The organism is Streptomyces sp. M41, from assembly GCF_043673425.1.
In the GTDB taxonomy this organism is placed as follows: Bacteria; Actinomycetota; Actinomycetes; order Streptomycetales; family Streptomycetaceae; genus Streptomyces.
Genome location: NZ_JBIMKE010000001.1, coordinates 86,483 through 101,917 on the forward strand (window position 1 = coordinate 86,483; position 15,435 = coordinate 101,917).

Annotated in this window: 11 protein-coding genes, 3 pseudogenes and 1 riboswitch; of the genes and pseudogenes, 6 read left to right on the forward strand and 8 right to left on the reverse strand. The window is 71.5% G+C overall.

Annotated elements, in window-relative coordinates:
- Nucleotides 1-59: 59 nt before the first annotated feature.
- The 4 genes from metE to aceA form a co-directional block, all read right to left on the reverse strand.
- The gene (gene metE / locus ACHBTE_RS00395) at nucleotides 60-2,378 is read right to left on the reverse strand and encodes a 5-methyltetrahydropteroyltriglutamate--homocysteine S-methyltransferase (protein ID WP_394721190.1); all 2,319 of its coding nucleotides are present in this window, start codon (nucleotides 2,376-2,378) and stop codon (nucleotides 60-62) included.
- Nucleotides 2,379-2,546: 168 nt separating this feature from the next.
- Nucleotides 2,547-2,771: riboswitch (cobalamin riboswitch) on the reverse strand.
- Nucleotides 2,772-2,981: 210 nt separating this feature from the next.
- Nucleotides 2,982-3,851, reverse strand: coding sequence for a 3-hydroxybutyryl-CoA dehydrogenase (locus tag ACHBTE_RS00400; protein WP_394721191.1), 870 nt, complete (start codon nucleotides 3,849-3,851; stop codon nucleotides 2,982-2,984).
- Nucleotides 3,848-5,446, reverse strand: a complete 1,599-nt coding sequence (gene aceB / locus ACHBTE_RS00405) for a malate synthase A (RefSeq protein WP_394721192.1) — start codon at nucleotides 5,444-5,446, stop codon at nucleotides 3,848-3,850. The genes ACHBTE_RS00400 and aceB overlap by 4 nt, the downstream gene beginning before the upstream one ends.
- 161 nt (nucleotides 5,447-5,607) lie before the next feature.
- Nucleotides 5,608-6,891, reverse strand: a complete 1,284-nt coding sequence (aceA, locus tag ACHBTE_RS00410) for an isocitrate lyase (protein WP_394721193.1) — start codon at nucleotides 6,889-6,891, stop codon at nucleotides 5,608-5,610.
- A gap of 420 nt (nucleotides 6,892-7,311) precedes the next feature.
- On the opposite strand from aceA, the gene ACHBTE_RS00415 reads away from it, so the two are divergent.
- From ACHBTE_RS00415 to ACHBTE_RS00430, 4 genes are all read left to right on the forward strand, one after another.
- A complete protein-coding gene (locus tag ACHBTE_RS00415; protein ID WP_394721194.1) occupies nucleotides 7,312-8,718 on the forward strand; it encodes a short-chain fatty acyl-CoA regulator family protein in 1,407 nt (468 codons plus the stop codon).
- Nucleotides 8,719-8,793: 75 nt separating this feature from the next.
- Nucleotides 8,794-9,537 (forward strand): hypothetical protein, encoded by a 744-nt coding sequence (locus ACHBTE_RS00420; RefSeq protein ID WP_394721195.1) that lies wholly within the window; start codon nucleotides 8,794-8,796, stop codon nucleotides 9,535-9,537.
- A 125-nt stretch (nucleotides 9,538-9,662) separates the two neighbouring features.
- The gene (locus ACHBTE_RS00425; protein ID WP_394721196.1) at nucleotides 9,663-10,385 is read left to right on the forward strand and encodes a superoxide dismutase family protein; all 723 of its coding nucleotides are present in this window, start codon (nucleotides 9,663-9,665) and stop codon (nucleotides 10,383-10,385) included.
- Nucleotides 10,364-10,972, forward strand: coding sequence for a copper resistance protein CopC (locus ACHBTE_RS00430; RefSeq protein WP_394721197.1), 609 nt, complete (start codon nucleotides 10,364-10,366; stop codon nucleotides 10,970-10,972). Before ACHBTE_RS00425 ends, ACHBTE_RS00430 begins: the two co-directional genes overlap by 22 nt.
- 20 nt (nucleotides 10,973-10,992) lie before the next feature.
- On the opposite strand, the gene ACHBTE_RS00435 is transcribed toward ACHBTE_RS00430, so the two are convergent.
- Complete coding sequence (locus tag ACHBTE_RS00435; RefSeq protein ID WP_394721198.1) at nucleotides 10,993-11,487, reverse strand: ATP-binding protein; 495 nt, start codon at nucleotides 11,485-11,487, stop codon at nucleotides 10,993-10,995.
- A gap of 151 nt (nucleotides 11,488-11,638) precedes the next feature.
- On the opposite strand from ACHBTE_RS00435, the gene ACHBTE_RS00440 reads away from it, so the two are divergent.
- Both ACHBTE_RS00440 and ACHBTE_RS00445 read left to right on the forward strand, forming a co-directional pair.
- Nucleotides 11,639-12,478, forward strand: a complete 840-nt coding sequence (locus ACHBTE_RS00440; protein ID WP_394721199.1) for a helix-turn-helix domain-containing protein — start codon at nucleotides 11,639-11,641, stop codon at nucleotides 12,476-12,478.
- Nucleotides 12,475-12,789, forward strand: a complete 315-nt coding sequence (locus ACHBTE_RS00445) for a DUF397 domain-containing protein (protein ID WP_394721200.1) — start codon at nucleotides 12,475-12,477, stop codon at nucleotides 12,787-12,789. The genes ACHBTE_RS00440 and ACHBTE_RS00445 overlap by 4 nt, the downstream gene beginning before the upstream one ends.
- On the opposite strand, the pseudogene ACHBTE_RS00450 reads toward ACHBTE_RS00445, so the two are convergent.
- The 3 pseudogenes from ACHBTE_RS00450 to ACHBTE_RS00460 form a co-directional block, all read right to left on the reverse strand.
- Nucleotides 12,758-14,012, reverse strand: a pseudogene (locus ACHBTE_RS00450) (MDR family MFS transporter). The gene ACHBTE_RS00445 and the pseudogene ACHBTE_RS00450 sit on opposite strands and share 32 nt — an antisense overlap.
- A gap of 212 nt (nucleotides 14,013-14,224) precedes the next feature.
- Nucleotides 14,225-14,464, reverse strand: a pseudogene (locus tag ACHBTE_RS00455) (ABC transporter permease); the annotation flags it as partial.
- Between the two features lie 38 nt (nucleotides 14,465-14,502).
- Nucleotides 14,503-14,910, reverse strand: a pseudogene (locus tag ACHBTE_RS00460) (ABC transporter substrate-binding protein); the annotation flags it as partial.
- Between the last annotated feature and the right edge of the window lie 525 nt (nucleotides 14,911-15,435).

Below are 15,435 nucleotides of genomic sequence, written 5' to 3' on the forward strand. Positions count from 1 at the left end.
GCGGTACTGCTCGTCGGGGCCGAGGCGCTTGTGGCGCCCCGGCCCTCGGGATGTGCGGATCAGGACTCGGACAGCTCGCCACGCACCGTGCGGGCCGCGGCGACCAGGTTCTCCAGGGAGGCGCGGGTCTCGGGCCAGCCGCGGGTCTTCAGGCCGCAGTCGGGGTTGACCCAGAGCCGTTCGGCGGGGATGGCCTTCAGTCCGGTGCGCAGGAGTTCCGCCGCCTCCTGGGTGCTCGGCACCCGCGGCGAGTGGATGTCGTAGACACCCGGCCCCGCCTCGCGCGGGTAGCCGTGGGCGGCGAGTTCGCGGGCGACCTGCATGTGGGAGCGGGCGGCCTCCAGGCTGATGACGTCGGCGTCGAGGTCGTCGATGGCCTGGACGATGTCGCCGAACTCGGCGTAGCACATGTGGGTGTGGATCTGGGTGTCCGGCCGCACAGAGCTGGTGCTGAGCCGGAACGCCTCGGTCGCCCACGCGAGGTAGGCCGGGTGGTCGGCGGAGCGCAGGGGCAGGGTCTCGCGCAGCGCGGGTTCGTCGACCTGGATGACCGAGGTCCCGGCGGCCTCCAGGTCGCTCACCTCGTCGCGCAGGGCGAGGGCGACCTGGCGGGCGGTGTCGCCGAGGGGCTGGTCGTCGCGGACGAAGGACCAGGCGAGCATGGTGACCGGTCCGGTGAGCATGCCCTTGACCGGGCGGGAGGTGAGGGACTGGGCGTACGTCGTCCAGCGCACCGTCATCGGTTCGGGGCGGGAGATGTCGCCGGCCAGGATCGGCGGACGGACGTAGCGGGTGCCGTAGGACTGGACCCAGCCGTGCTGGGTGGCGAGGAAGCCGGTGAGCTGCTCGGCGAAGTACTGGACCATGTCGTTGCGTTCGGGCTCGCCGTGCACGAGGACGTCGATCCCGGTCTTCTCCTGGAAGGAGATGACTTCCTGGATCTCGGCCTTGATGCGCTCCTCGTAGCCGGCCGTGTCGGTCCGCCCGCCGCGCAGGTCGGCGCGTGCGGTGCGCAGTTCGCCGGTCTGCGGGAAGGAGCCGATGGTGGTGGTCGGCAGCAGGGGAAGGCCGAGATGGGCGCGCTGGGCGGTGGCCCGCTCGGCGTACGGCTGGGAGCGGCGGGCGTCGGCCTCGGTGACGGCGGCGGTACGGGCGCGCACGGCCGGGTCGTGGGTGATCGGCGAGCCCGCGCGGGAGGCCAGGTCGGCCCGGTTGGCGGCGAGTTCGGCGGTGATCGCGCCCGTGCCCTGGGCGAGGCCCTTGGCGAGGGTGACGATCTCGGCGGTCTTCTGCTTGGCGAAGGCCAGCCAGCGCAGGATCTGCGGCTCGATGTCCCGCTCCAGGGCCGTGTCGATCGGCACGTGGAGGAGGGAGCAGGAGGACGACACGTCGACGCGGTCGGCCAGCCCGAGCAGGGTGCCGAGCGTGGCGAGGGACTTCTCGAGGTCGTTGACCCAGATGTTGCGGCCGTTGACCACGCCGGCGACCAGGCGCTTGCCGGGCAGTCCGCCGACGGCGGCGAGCGCGTCGAGGTTGGCGGCGGCGGACTCGGTGAAGTCCAGGGCGAGGCCGTCGACCGGTGCCTTGGCCAGGACGGGCAGGGCGTCGCCGAGCCGGTCGAAGTACGAGGCGACCAGCAGCTTCGGCCGGTCGGTGAGGGCGCCGAGATCACGGTAGGCGCGCTCGGCGGCGTTCAGCTCGGCCGGGGTGCGGTCCTGGACGAGGGCGGGTTCGTCGATCTGGACCCATTCGGCGCCGGCGGCGCGCAGGTCGGCGAGGACCTCGGCGTACACCGGCAGCAGGCGGTCCAGCAGGGTGAGCGGCTCGAAGTCCGCGGCCACGCCGGGGGCGGGCTTGGCGAGCAGCAGGTAGGTGACCGGGCCGACCAGGACGGGGCGGGCGGTCAGGCCCTGGGCGAGGGCTTCCTTGAGTTCGGCGACCTGCTTGGCCGAGTCGGCCGTGAAGACGGTGTCCGGGCCCAGCTCCGGCACCAGGTAGTGGTAGTTCGTGTCGAACCACTTGGTCATCTCCAGCGGCGCCACGTCCTGGGTGCCGCGCGCCATGGCGAAGTAGCCGTCGAGGGTGTCGGCCGTGACGGCGTCCCGGTGGCGCTCGGGGATCGCGCCGACCATGACGGTGGTGTCCAGGACGTGGTCGTAGTACGAGAAGTCACCGGTGGGGACCTCGTCGATGCCGGCCTCGGCCAGCTGCTGCCAGTTGGTACGGCGCAGGTCGGCGGCAGTGGAGCGGAGGGTGTCCGCGGTGACGCGGCCCTTCCAGTAGCCCTCGATCGCCTTCTTCAGTTCCCGGTTCTGTCCCTGGCGGGGGTAGCCGTACACGGTGGACCGTGTTGCCGCGGCTGCGGGCTTGCTGGTCACGGAGATCTCCTTCGCGAGATGAATCCCTGAGATCCCGGCGACGGGACGAGAGCGCGAAGGGGTGACGAAACCGGACGGACCGGAGCGTGCGCGGCAAAGGCACGGTTCGTCCGTCTGGTATGTACGCCGACCCGCCCTCGAGGTCACCGGGATGCCGCGCACGGAATGGTCCGCGCACGGGCAGTTGGCAGGTCTTCGGACTCGCGGGCACGCCCTCCGTGACGGAGGACATCTACTGGCCGTCGCTTCCCAGGCCCGGTACGTCGGACCCAGTGCGTATGACGGCGGTCGTTCCCGCTCACCGCTGCGGGGCAGTCCCGGATTCCCACCGGGTTCCCTCTTACGACGCATCCCGCCTGGCGGACGGGGCGAACCAGCTGCGCAGGCCAGCCTACGGGGTGTCGCATCTGAGCAGAGCAGGTCGTCCACTATCCGGATGGTGTGAGGTGGGTCACGGGAACACGGGGTGCGGGAACGCGGAGGCCGGGACGCAGGAGGGCGGGAAGCGCCGCACTCGCGCTTCCCGCCCTTCCCCTGTTCTCGCCGCGCGGGACCCTCATCCCTGCGGCCCGCGGGCCCCTCAGCCCGCGTCGTACCAGGCCCTCAGTCCTGGTCGTAGGTGTGGAACCCGCGGCCCGTCTTCCGGCCGAGGAGTCCCGCCTCCACCATCCGCTGGAGCAGCGGCGGCGGGGCGTAGAGCGGCTCACGGAACTCGTCGTACAGGGACTCGGCGATCGAGGCGACGGTGTCCAGGCCGATGAGGTCGGCGAGCTTCAGCGGGCCCATGGGGTGGGCGCAGCCCAGCTCCATGCCCGTGTCGATATCGGCGGCGGTGGCGAAGCCGGACTCCGCCATCCGGACCGCCGACAGGAGGTACGGGATCAGCAGGGCGTTGACGACGAATCCCGCCCGGTCCCGGGAGTGGATCACTGTCTTGCCGAGCAGTCCGGTGGCGAAGTCCTGCACGGTGGTGACCGTCTCCGGGGACGTGTGCAGGGAGGTCACCACCTCCACCAGCGGCAGCACCGGCACCGGGTTGAAGAAGTGGAGCCCCACGACCCGGTCCGCCCGGCTGGTCGCCATGCCGAGCCGCATGATCGGCAGGGAGGAGGTGTTGGTCGCCAGGATCGCGTCCTCCGCCTCGACGATCTTGTCAAGGGCGGCGAAGATCTCGGCCTTCGCATCTGGGTTCTCGATGACGGCCTCGACGACGAGCTGCCGGTCGGCGAGGTCGTCCAGGCTGCCGGTGAAGACCATGCGGGCGAGCGTGTCCTGTGCGGCGGACTCCTCCAGTTTGCCGCGGCGCACCGCGCGCTCCAGCGACGCCGCGATCCGGTCCCGGGCGGCGCGGGCCGCGACCGCGTCCACTTCGCAGACCACGGTGTCGAGTCCGGCCCGTGCGCACACTTCGGCGATTCCGGCGCCCATCTGCCCGCCGCCGACCACGCCGACGCGCGTGATGTTCCCGCTCATGCTCCGGCCTCCGCCCGCTTCACCAGGTGACGGCTGTAGGCGTCCGGGGTGAAGAACAGCGGCAACTCGCCCGCCAGCGCGGTCCGTTCGAACAGGGCGCGGATCTCGTCGACGGGCGCCCAGGGGTACTCGGCGCCGAGCGCGACGATCTCGTCGTCGAGCAGCCGCAGTACCGTCTCCCGGTCGATGACCCGGTGACGCAGCCACTGCCAGATCTGCACGCGGGCGATCTCGGCGGTGGCCGCGTCCTCCATCAGGTCGTACAGGGCCACGGCGCCCTGGCCGCGCAGCCAGGCGGCGAAGTAACGCAGCGCGACGGCGATGTTGGTGCGCACGCCTTCGGCGGTCGGCGGTCCGCTGATCCGTCGCACGGACAGCAGGTCGGCCGCGGTCACCTCGACGTCGTCGCGGGTGCGGTCGAGCTGGTGCGGCCGCTCGGCGAGGACCCCGTCGAACACCTCACGGCAGACGGACACCAGGCCCGGGTGGGCCACCCACGACCCGTCGAAACCGTCCTCGGCCTCGCGCTCCTTGTCGAGGCGGACCTTGGCGAGCGCCGCCTCGTTGGCGGCCGGGTCCTTGCCGGGCACCTCGGCGGACATGCTGCCGATGGCGTGGGCGCCGCGCTTGTGGCAGGTGCGGACCAGGAGTTCGGTGTAGGCGCGCATGAAGGGGGCGGTCATCGTCACCTTCGCCCGGTCGGGGAGAAGGAAGTCGGTGCGGTGACCGAAGGTCTTGATCAGGCTGAACAGGTAGTCCCAACGGCCCGCGTTGAGACCCGCGCTGTGCTCACGCAGCTCGTAGAGGATCTCCTCCATCTCGAAAGCGGCAGTGAGCGTCTCGATCAGGACGGTGGCGCGGATCGTGCCGCGCGCGATGCCGAGGAGTTCCTGGGCCAGGACGAAGATGTCGTTCCACAGCCGGGCCTCGTAGCGGTTCTCCAGCTTCGGCAGGTAGAAGTACGGGCCGTACCCGGCGTCGATCTGCCGCTGGGCGCAGTGGAAGAAGTACAGGCCGAAGTCGACCAGCGCGGCGGGAACCGGGCCCCCCTCGAACTCCAGGTGCTCCTCGTCGAGGTGCCAGCCGCGCGGCCGCACCATGATCGTGGCGAGCTGGTCGCTCTCGCCGAGCCGGTACTCCTTGCCTTCCGCGGACGTGAAGTCGATCCGGCGCTCGATGGTGTCGAGCAGGGTGAGCTGCCCGCCGACGACGTTGTCCCAGAGCGGGGCGGTGGCGTCCTCGAAGTCCGCCATCCAGACCTTGGCGCCGGAGTTGAGCGCGTTGACGGCCATACGGCGGTCCGGGGGGCCGGTGATCTCGACGCGGCGGTCGGTCAGGCCGGGCGCGGGCGGCGCGACCTGCCAGGTCGGGTCGGCGCGGACGGCGGAGGTGACCATGGGGAAGTCGAGCGGGGAGCCCGATGCCAGCCGCAGCACCTGCCTGCGGCGCTCCTTCATGAGGTCCCGGCGGCGCTCGGAGAAGGCGGCGGCCAGATGGCCGACGAAGTCGAGGGCGGCGGGCGTGAGGATCTCGTCGTGCCGGTGACCGGGAGCGGCGAGGACACGGACACGGTGGGTCAGTGCGGTGGTGGACATCGGGCTCTCCTGAGGGACGGAGCGAGGGTGGGAGCGGAGGGGCGGACGGAGACGGTCGTTCGGCCCCCCGCTCGACCGGTGGGGCCGGGCAACGCGGGATGCCCGGCCACGGGCGGCCGGTTCGGCCGAGGTACGGCCGCACCCGCGGCCGACGAACCGGCCTAGTGGAACTGCTCTTCTTCCGTGGAGCCGGCCAGCGCGGTGGTGGAGGAAGCGGGGTTGACGGCGGTGGAGACCAGGTCGAAGTAGCCGGTGCCGACCTCGCGCTGGTGCTTGACGGCGGTGAAGCCCTGCGCCTGCGCGGCGAACTCCTTCTCCTGCAGGTCGACGTAGGCGGTCATGCCGTGATCGGCGTAACCGCGGGCCAGGTCGAACATGCCGTGGTTGAGGGAGTGGAAGCCGGCCAGCGTGATGAACTGGAACTTGTAGCCCATGGCGCCCAGTTCACGCTGGAACTTGGCGATCTGGTCGTCGTCCAGCGCGGCCTTCCAGTTGAACGAAGGCGAGCAGTTGTAGGCCAGCATCTGGTCCGGGTACTGGGCGTGGATGGCCTCGGCGAACTCGCGGGCCTGGGCGAGGTCCGGGGTGCCGGTCTCGACCCAGATCAGGTCGGCGTACGGGGCGTAGGCCAGGCCGCGGGCGATGACCGGCGCCATGCCGTTCTGCACCCGGTAGAAGCCCTCCGCCGTGCGCTCGCCGGTCACGAACTCGGCGTCGCGCTCGTCGACGTCGCTCGTGATGAGGTTGGCGGCCAGCGCGTCGGTACGCGCGATGATCACCGTGGGTGTGTCGGCAATGTCGGCCGCGAGGCGGGCCGCGTTGAGGGTGCGGATGTGCTGCGAGGTCGGGACGAGGACCTTGCCGCCGAGGTGGCCGCACTTCTTCTCGGAGGCGAGCTGGTCCTCGTAGTGGATGCCGGCCGCGCCGGCCGCGATCATGCCCTTGGTCAGCTCGAAGGCGTTGAGCGGGCCGCCGAAACCGGCCTCGGCGTCCGCGACGATCGGCGCCAGCCAGTCGGTGGTGTCGCCCGCGTTCTCGGCGGTGGCGATCTGGTCGGCGCGCAGCAGCGCGTTGTTGATCCGGCGCACCACCTGCGGCACCGAGTTGGCCGGGTACAGGCTCTGGTCGGGGTAGGTGTGCCCGGCCTGGTTGGCGTCGGCGGCGACCTGCCAGCCGGACAGGTAGATCGCCTGGAGCCCGGCCTTGACCTGCTGCACCGCCTGGCCACCAGTCAGCGCGCCGAGCGCGTGGACGTAGTCGAGCTCGTGCAGCTGGCGCCACAGCCGCTCGGCCCCGCGCCGGGCCAGGGTGTGCTCCTCACGGACGCTGCCGGAGAGCCGGACGACGTCCTCGGCGCTGTAGGTGCGCTCGATGCCCTTCCACCGGGGGTCGGTGGCCCAGCGCTGAACCAGCTCCTCGGCCGCCTGAGTCCTCGCGTCTGCCATGACTGTCACCGTCTCCTCGGTCTGTCGCGGATGCCAATGCCGTACCGCCCTCGGCGGTGGGTGGCACTGCGTGTCGTTTCTGTGGTGCGGCCCGCCGTTACCCCGAGTGGGGAAGGTGAGCAATGCTGCCGGTAGAGGTAGCCGCCGTTTGCCGGGATCTCCGACGTCAGGGCATGAATCGCGCCCCGGTTCCGGGCGGTGTCTGCCGGGTCCGGCGGGCCGCACTCACACTCTGGCACTGGCACTGAGTGCCATCAACCGTGGATGCTTGCCAAGTCTTGCGAATCTTCTGATCGCGTTTTGCCAACCTTGCGAAGGGTCGCGGTGGGGAGTTCTCGCGTACGCTGGCCGAAACCGCCACCGGGGAGCGGGCACGAGAGAGCGGCCCCAGGAGAGCGCGGGGAGCGTGAAGGAGCGCGGGTGAGCAAGACCTATGCGGGCGCGCGGCTGCGCAGGCTGCGCGAGGAACGCCGGATGAGCCAGGCGGAGCTGGCCCGCGTCCTCGGGATCTCGCCGAGCTATCTGAACCAGATGGAGCACGACTCCCGTCCCCTGACCGTGCCGGTGCTGTTCCGGCTCACGGAGACCTTCGGTGTCGACCCGAACTTCTTCTCCGAGCGCGACACGACCCGGCTCGTGGCGGACCTGCGCGAGGCGCTGGCGGGGGAGATCACCGAGTCCCGCGTGTCGCCCACCGACCTCGCGGAACTGGCCTCGCGCATGCCCGCCGTCGCGCAGGTCCTGCTCGACCTGGGCCGTCGCAACCAGCTCCTGTCCGAGCGCCTCGCGGGAGCGGACGACGGCCGTGAGGCCACCGCCGAGGCACCCGGATCACCCCGCTCACCCCATGAGGAGATCCGGGACTTCTTCTACCGCCGCCAGAACTACCTGCACGACACCGACCTCGCCGCCGAACGCCTCGCCGACGAGATCGGTGTCCGGCCGGGCGAGATCATCAGCGCCCTCACGGCGAGACTGGCCGACGCGCACGGCGTCCGCCTGTCCGCCGACTCCGGCGACCGCCTCCACCACTACGACGCCGCGACCCGCACCCTCCACATGTCCTCTCGCCTGCGCCCCGGCCAGCGGGCATTCCGCATGGCGACTCAGCTGGCCCTGCTGGAGTACGCCGACGAACTCGGCAGCCAGGCCGCCGAGGACTTCGAGCCCGGCACGCCCGCCCACGGTCTGGCCCGTATCGGCATCGCCAACTACTTCGCCGCCGCGCTGATCCTGCCGTACACCGCTTTCCATGCGGCCGCCGAGGAGTTCCGCTACGACATCGAGCGCCTCACCGACCGCTACGGCCTCGGCTACGAGACCGTCTGCCACCGCCTCAGCACCCTCCAGCGCCCGCGCCTGCGAGGCGTCCCCTTCTCCTTCGTCCGGGTCGACCGGGCCGGCAACATGTCCAAGCGGCAGTCGGCGACCGGGTTCCACTTCTCCCGGGCGGGCGGCACCTGCCCCCTCTGGAACGTCTACGAGGCGTTCGCCGCGCCCGGCCGCATCCATGTCCAGATCGCCGAAATGCCGGACGGGCAGCGCTACTTGTGGACCGCCCGCGCGATCACCCGGCACCGCGGCGGCTGGGGCGAGCCCGGCAAGACGTACGCCATCGGCCTCGGCTGCGAGATCCGCCACGCCCACCGCCTCGTCTACTCCGACGGCCTCGACCTCACCAGCCCCTCCGCCGCCACCCCCATCGGCATGGGCTGCCGCGTCTGCGAGCGCCTCGACTGCCCGCAACGCGCCACACCCCCACTGGGCCGCACACTGCGGATCGACCAGGACAGCAGCACGTTCGTGCCGTATCCGGTGGCGGAGTAGCGGTAGCGGCCAGTTGAACGCCGGGGGCTCGCCGTCCGTATGGAAGGGGAAGCTCACTGGTCCCGAGGAGTCCCCATGCCCACCGGCGGCGGCGTCGACATCCTGCGCCTGACGCGCGCGGCCGTCTTCGCCGTGGTGTGCCTGACGGCGACCGGACTGGGGCACTCGCTGGTCTCCGGTGACGTGCCGCCCTGGTGGAGCATGGGTCTCGCGTTCGGGGGGACGTTCGCGGGAGCGTGGTGGCTCACGTGGGAGGGGCGCGGGGCACCGGCCGTCGTGGGAGCCACCGTTCTCGCGCAGGGGCTGCTGCACCTGTTCTTCGGTCTCGCCCATGCGGTGACCCGTTCACCCGCGGCGCCCATGACACACATGGGCGCGCACGACATGGCGCATTCCCACGCCCACGCTGTCGGCGGGTCCGCGAGCCCCACGGCCCACATGACCATGGCGGAGCCCGGATCCTCAGGCCTCGCCGTCCTGAACCACGGAGCGTCCGCCGGGATGCTCCTGGGCCATTTGCTGGCCGCCGTCGTGTGCGGGCTGTGGCTGTGGCAGGGAGAGTCGGCGGTCCACAGGATCGGCCTTGCCCTGGCCGGCTGGCTGTTCGCACCCCTCGTCCGCGCCCTGCGCGTCCTGTTCGGTACGACGGTGAGGTACGCGACCGCCCCTCGACAGGCCGTCGCCGCCCGAGCGCGGCAGGGGCGGGCCGCCCCCGCCTGGCTGAGACACGTAGTGGTCCGCCGAGGGCCACCGCGACCGCTTGATCCTTCGTCAACCGGCCCGCCCTTCCCCTTCTCCTGGACCCCACGGATCGCGTGACGCCACGTGGCGGGGAGGCGGGCAGACGGCCGGACGCCTGTTCGCCCGCGCCGCCCGGATCCTCTCAGCCCATGCTGCCCGCCCCGGCGGAGCAGCCTCCGCGTAACGATCGGGAGTTCCCTTTCATGTACGACCACACAACCGCGTCCGGCATGTCCGAATACGGCATGACCGAGCGCGACCACACGCCCGGCCTCCCTCAGCCGCACGTCCCCGTCCCCGCGCCGCGCCCGCGCCGCCCGCATACGCGTCCCGCCCTCGCCTGTGCCGCCCTGCTCGCCACGACGGCTCTGCTGTCGGGCTGCGGCGGCGACTCCGACGACGCCTCCTCGGCCGAGGCCGCGGGCGCCAAGTCCTCCGCCTCCCCGTCCTCCTCGAAGTCCATGGACGACATGGATGGCATGGACGGGATGAACATGGGCGACCCGTCCGCCACACCCGCCTACGAGTTGCCCGACACGACGCTCGTCGAGGGCTCCTTCAAGCTCCTGGACACCCGGCCCCCCGGACTGGACGACGTCAAGGGAACGGCGTGGCTCGCGCAGGGAGCGAAGGGTACGACCGTCACCGTGAAGCTGACCGGTCTGAAGCCCGGGGCCTCCTACATGTCGCACCTGCATGCCCAGCAGTGCTCGGCCGAGAACGGCGGTGACCACTTCCAGTTCGAGAAGGGCGGCTCCACGATGCCGCCCAACGAAGTGCATCTCGCCTTCAAGGCCGACAAGACGGGCATGGGGATGACCACGGTCAACAACGACCGCAAGACCGGCGAGAACGCGCGCGCCATCGTGATCCACCCCGCGGAAGCCCAGGACAACCGCATCGCATGCGCCGACTTCGAGTTCTGAGCGGGCTGAGGGCACCGGCCGTGCTGTGCGCGGCCGTGTGTGCGCTGGCCACCGGCGGCGGTGCACCGGCCCACGCCCACACCGCCCTTTTGAGCGCGACCCCGTCCCCCGGCTCCAAGGTCGGGCCCGGCACCGAGGTCGTCTCACTGAAGTTCGGACAACTGCTGGGCGGGACCGTGCCGAGTGTCTCCCTGACCGGCCCGAACGGCAGGACGGTGCCCCTCGGCGAGCCCGTCGTGGCACCCGGTGCCACCGTGTGCGCGGCGGTGAAGGGGCTGCCCGTCGGCGTCAACACCCTCACCTACGAGGTACTGGCGGCGGACGGGGACGTGCAGACCAACCGGTTCTACTTCGAGGTGAAGAAGAACGCGGCGGTCCCGGCGACCCCCTCCGCGTGCGCCGGACGGGAGCTGCCGGAACCGGCGAATCCCTCACCCTCGCCCGTTGCCGCGCAGGCACGTGACGAGGCCGGCGGCTTCCTGGACCGCGACGGGGTGGCGGTCACCGGTGTCGCCGCCGGTGTCGCGGTCGCGGCCGGCCTGTTCGCCGTACGCAGGAAGCGGCGGGGAGCCGGGTCGGCGGAGTGAGCGGTGGCCGGGGCGGGGCCTCACCCCTTCCCGGCCACCCGCCCGACCAGTGAACTCCAGCCCGGCACATCGACCTCCGCGCAAACGGTCTTGCCGAGCGGCTCCCGCTCCAGCACCTCCCACCTGTCGGCCAGCGCCTCGACGAGGAACAGGCCGCGTCCGCACTCGTCCAGCGGCGGGGGAGCTGTCACGGCACCCGGAGCGGGGGGCCGGCTCCCGGAGCGGGTGTCGGTGACCTCGACGCGCACGCTCCCCGTGACGAGGGACAGCCGCAGTTCGAAGTCCCGGCCGGGTACCCGCCCGTGGGTGACGGCGTTCGCTGCCAGCTCGCCGACGATCGCGGCGACCGTCCCCTCGGGGTCCGTTCCGGACCCGGGCTCGATGTCCCACGCGCGCAGCTGCTCTATGGCGTGGCGCCGTGCGAGTCGGGCGCCCAGCGGGGTGGCGCTGAACCTCCGCACAGAGGTGAACACACGTAGGGTAACCGGGTCCTGGCGGGTGGACGGAGCTGTCATGCGCCCAATCTGGACTCCCCGGCACCCCCTTCACCAGGCCGGAGCCGCGTACTCCGCGCGAGAGTACGCGGTCACGGACTGGACAGCACCGATAACAGCCAGTAACCATGGGCGAGTTGGAAGCGGGGTGTGAGCGGAAGGTGGGGCGAGGGTGGTCGAGGACACGTTCGTACGGGGTGGCGGGGAGCCGGACGGGGCGGACAGCCTGCGGACGTTCGGGGCGGCGCTTCAGGCGTTGCGCGAGCACGCGGGGCTGAGCCGGGAGGAGTTCGCGGAGATCGTCCGGTACTCCAAACACACGGTGGCGTCGGTGGAGTTGGGGCGGCGGATGCCGGATGTCGCCTTCGTGGAGCGGGCGGAGGAGGCGACCGGGAACACGGGGGTGTTGCGCAAGACTCTCGAACGGGTCGCCCGGCAGCCGGGGTTGGCGGCATGGTTCCGGCAGTGGGCGCGGCTGGAGGCGGCGGCGATCACGCTGTACACGTACGAATGCCGGTTGGTGCCGGGGCTGTTGCAGACGGAGGCGTACGCGCGGACGCTGTTCACCAACCAGCTCCCGCCTATGGACGACGGGCAGATCGAGGCACTGTGGGCGGCGAGGGCGGAACGCCAGCGGCTGCTGCGGGAGCGGCCGAACACGGCGTTCGGGTTCATCCTGGAGGAGGGGGTGTTGCTGCGGCGCACGGGCGGGGCGGAGGTGACGCGTGAACTCGTCGACCATGTACTGGAGGCCGCGGAGCTTCGGAACGTCGAGTTCCAGATCATGCCGCAGATCCAGGAGACTCATGCCGGGCTGGACGGGCCCATGCGGCTCCTGGAGACCCCGGAGAACCAGTGGTACGCGTACTGCGAGGGGCAGGAGAGCGGCCAGCTCGTGGCTGATCCAAAGGTGGTCAGCATGCTCAAGATGCGGTATGCCAGGATGCGTTCGCAGGCTCTCACCATCAAGGACTCCGTGAGTCTGTTGCAGCGGATGCGAGGGGAACTATGAACACGTCCGACCTGGCCTGGTTCAAGAGCAGCTACAGCGGCGGCTCCGGCGACGACTGCGTCGAAGTCGCCCTCTCCTGGCGCAAGTCCACCTACAGCAGCGGTGACGGCGACGACTGTGTCGAAGTAGCTCTCCCCTGGCACAAGTCCACCCACAGCAGCGGCGGTTCCGGCGACTGCGTCGAGGTCGCCCCCTGCGCCACCGCCGTCCACGTCCGCGACACCAAGGACCGGCAGGGCCCCCAGTTCGCCGTCGCCCCCGCCGCCTGGGCCGACTTCGTCACTTTCGCGGCAGCAGCCCCAACGTCATGACCGGTACGGCGGCCAGGACCAGCCACGGCACGGCCGCCGGAAGCCCCGCGTCGAGAAGGGAGCCGGTGGCCGAGCTGCCGACGAGGACGATGACGCCGGAGACGGAAGACAGCGCGCCGGTGTAGAGGCCGAGCCGGCCCTCCTCGGCGAGGTCGGGCGCCCAGGCGCGGGCGGGGGGCACGACCAGCATCTGGCCGACGGTGAGCAGGACGACGTACCCGGCGGCGGGCAGCAGCCCGGCGAGGCCCGTCCAGCCCGCCGGGCGGGCCGCCGCGACGACCGCGAACCCTGCCGCGATGAGCAGCAGTCCGACGGCCATGGAGCGGCGCAGGTCGAGCCGGTCGCCCGCCCACCGCGTAACCCCCAGCTGCGCGCACACCACCAGTAGGGACGACAGGGCGAACAGCCAGGACAGCGCGGTCTGCGAGCCGGTGGCCCGCTCCACCTCGTCCGGCAGGGCGAGGTAGAGCTGGTTGTAGGCGAGCAGGTAGCTGCCGTAGGCAGCTACCGGGGCGAGGAAGCGGCGGTTGCGCAGCACCAGCCGTAGGCCGCCCTTCTCCGTCACCCGCACCCGGCCGGGTATGTGCTGCGGCATCAGCCAGGCGTGCCCGGCGAGGACGAAGACCCCGGCCCCGGCGAGACGGGCGGTACGGAAGTCCACGGCGAGCAGCAGCGCGCCGAGCAGCGGGCCGACGAACGCACCCGGCCTGCCCGGCCGCCGAGAGCAGGGCGAGGACCCGCGTACGGGACCCGTGGCCCTCCTCCTCCCACACCACCGCCTGCCTGGCCACCTCCGACTCGACCGCCGGGGAGAACAACGCGGCGGCGAAGCCGATCAGCAGCACCGAGCCGATCACCGCCCAGGTCGCCTCGGCGAAGCCCAGCCACGCGAACCCGGCGATCCGCAGGGCACAGCCCACGAGGACGACGGGCCGCACCCCGTACCGGTCGACGAGCCAGCCCCCGACCACGAACAGCCCCTGCTGGCTGAAGGTCCGCAGGCCGAGGGCGAAGCCGACCATCCAGCCCGCCATGCCGATGCCGGCGCCGAGGTGCTCGGCGAGGAAGGGCAGGACGGCGAAGAAGCCGATGTTGAAGGCGAGTTGGGTGAGGATCAGCAGTTTGAGGAGCGGGGAGAGGTGTCTCCAGGTTTGCTCCCGGGGGGACTTGGGGGTGGTGGCGCGGCGGCGCAGGAGGCGGGTGAACACGTCAGTCGCAGTCATCGGTCATCAGCCAGGGAGTCAGGTCCGTCAGCGGGGGGCGGTGGGGGAGGAGTCGGGAGCGGCGGAGGCCAGGACCCGGCGGGTCGGTCGGGCTCCGGGGCCGCCTCCGGTTTCCGCTGGGCGGCCGGTGTGGGTGCGCTCGGGTTCCAGCGCCGCCGCCGGGGCAGCCGTACCCCTCCCGTCGCCGTCACCGCGAGCGCGCCGAGCAGGGCCAGTCCGCCGAGCCAGTGCCAGAGCAGGGCCAACGGGCCGTTGTCCAGGCCGAGTTGCTCGCGGATGGCGCGGAGTGTCTCGGGGGTCGGGGCGCGCTCTGTCGACCGGGCCTTGAGCACGGTCAGCGCGGGGTCCGTGCGCGACAGCCAGGGCAGCAGGCCGATCACGCACACCAGGGCGGCGGTGAGCGCGGCCCGCCACAGCAACGTGGGGCCGCCGCCCCGCGCGAAGGAGCGCAGGGCGGCGGCGTACCGGCTAGGGGGTGCGGCTATGGACTTCAGGACCGCGTCCCGGTGCCGACGAACTGACGCTCGTACGGGTCGAGGATCGCGCCCTTGACGGACGTACCGATGCCCGTGACGACCTTCAGGTGGACGAGGGGGATCTCCGCGTCCGTGCCGAGGATCGCGGCCTCCGCCTTCATCGCGCCGTCCTGCCGCTTGGCGGTGTCGGCCTCCGTCTGGGCGGCGGCGATCAGCTTGTCGACGTTCTTGTCGCACAGGAACGACAGGTTGTAGGAGCCGTCGCAGGCGTAGTCGCTGGCCAGGACGCTCACCGGGTCGCCGGTGTCGAGCATCATGTTGCGGGAGACGACGGCGGCGTCGAACTTCTTGGCCAGCAGGTCGCTCTCCAGCCGCGCGTACGCACGCACCTCCAGCTTCACCCTGAACCCGGCCTTCTGCAGTGTCCAATAAGGCCGGTGGTGATGTGTACTGGTAGCGAGTGGCGGCAGGTCGAATCCCAACGCGATGCCGACACGTGCCAGGTGCGGGGCATCGTCACGCCTGACAGCGTCCGTTCCACGACGGCGCTCCGCACCGTCCGGCGGTCAGATCTCGCGCCCTTGCCGGTCGGGCGGCAGATCGCCGCGATGGCGTCGCTGTGATTCCCCAGGTGAAAGGCCTCTTGCCCGGCCGCCGGCACCGCCCGGCGCCGACCGGGACGTCAGCGGTGCCGGCCTGAGCCCGCCGGCCGGCGCCCGTACCGGGACCGGAGCGGGGTGTGGCGACATGGCGGTCAGCGGGCACGGGCCGGGCCACGCTCGGGAAGGCGAATTCCTACGTGGCCCGGTGGCGTCATCGTGGCACGCCGCGGTCTGGTCGGGGAGCCCTGGACACCGTGATTTCCCACGTGGGGATTGTCCCTCCCGTCCCGGGGAACCAGAGCGCCTTGCCCAACGACCATCTGAGGTTGCCGTGCGCTCGGTCCG

Excerpts from the sequence above, each read along its gene's own strand:
- aceB (WP_394721192.1), bottom strand. The coding sequence starts at position 5,446 with ATGTCCACCACCGCACTGACCCACCGTGTCCGTGTCCTCGCCGCTCCC.
- ACHBTE_RS00430 (WP_394721197.1), top strand. The coding sequence starts at position 10,364 with ATGCGCCGACTTCGAGTTCTGAGCGGGCTGAGGGCACCGGCCGTGCTG.
- ACHBTE_RS00445 (WP_394721200.1), top strand. The coding sequence starts at position 12,475 with ATGAACACGTCCGACCTGGCCTGGTTCAAGAGCAGCTACAGCGGCGGC.
- ACHBTE_RS00425 (WP_394721196.1), top strand. The coding sequence starts at position 9,663 with ATGTACGACCACACAACCGCGTCCGGCATGTCCGAATACGGCATGACC.
- ACHBTE_RS00420 (WP_394721195.1), top strand. The coding sequence starts at position 8,794 with ATGCCCACCGGCGGCGGCGTCGACATCCTGCGCCTGACGCGCGCGGCC.
- ACHBTE_RS00435 (WP_394721198.1), bottom strand. The coding sequence starts at position 11,487 with ATGACAGCTCCGTCCACCCGCCAGGACCCGGTTACCCTACGTGTGTTC.
- aceA (WP_394721193.1), bottom strand. The coding sequence starts at position 6,891 with ATGGCAGACGCGAGGACTCAGGCGGCCGAGGAGCTGGTTCAGCGCTGG.
- ACHBTE_RS00400 (WP_394721191.1), bottom strand. The coding sequence starts at position 3,851 with ATGAGCGGGAACATCACGCGCGTCGGCGTGGTCGGCGGCGGGCAGATG.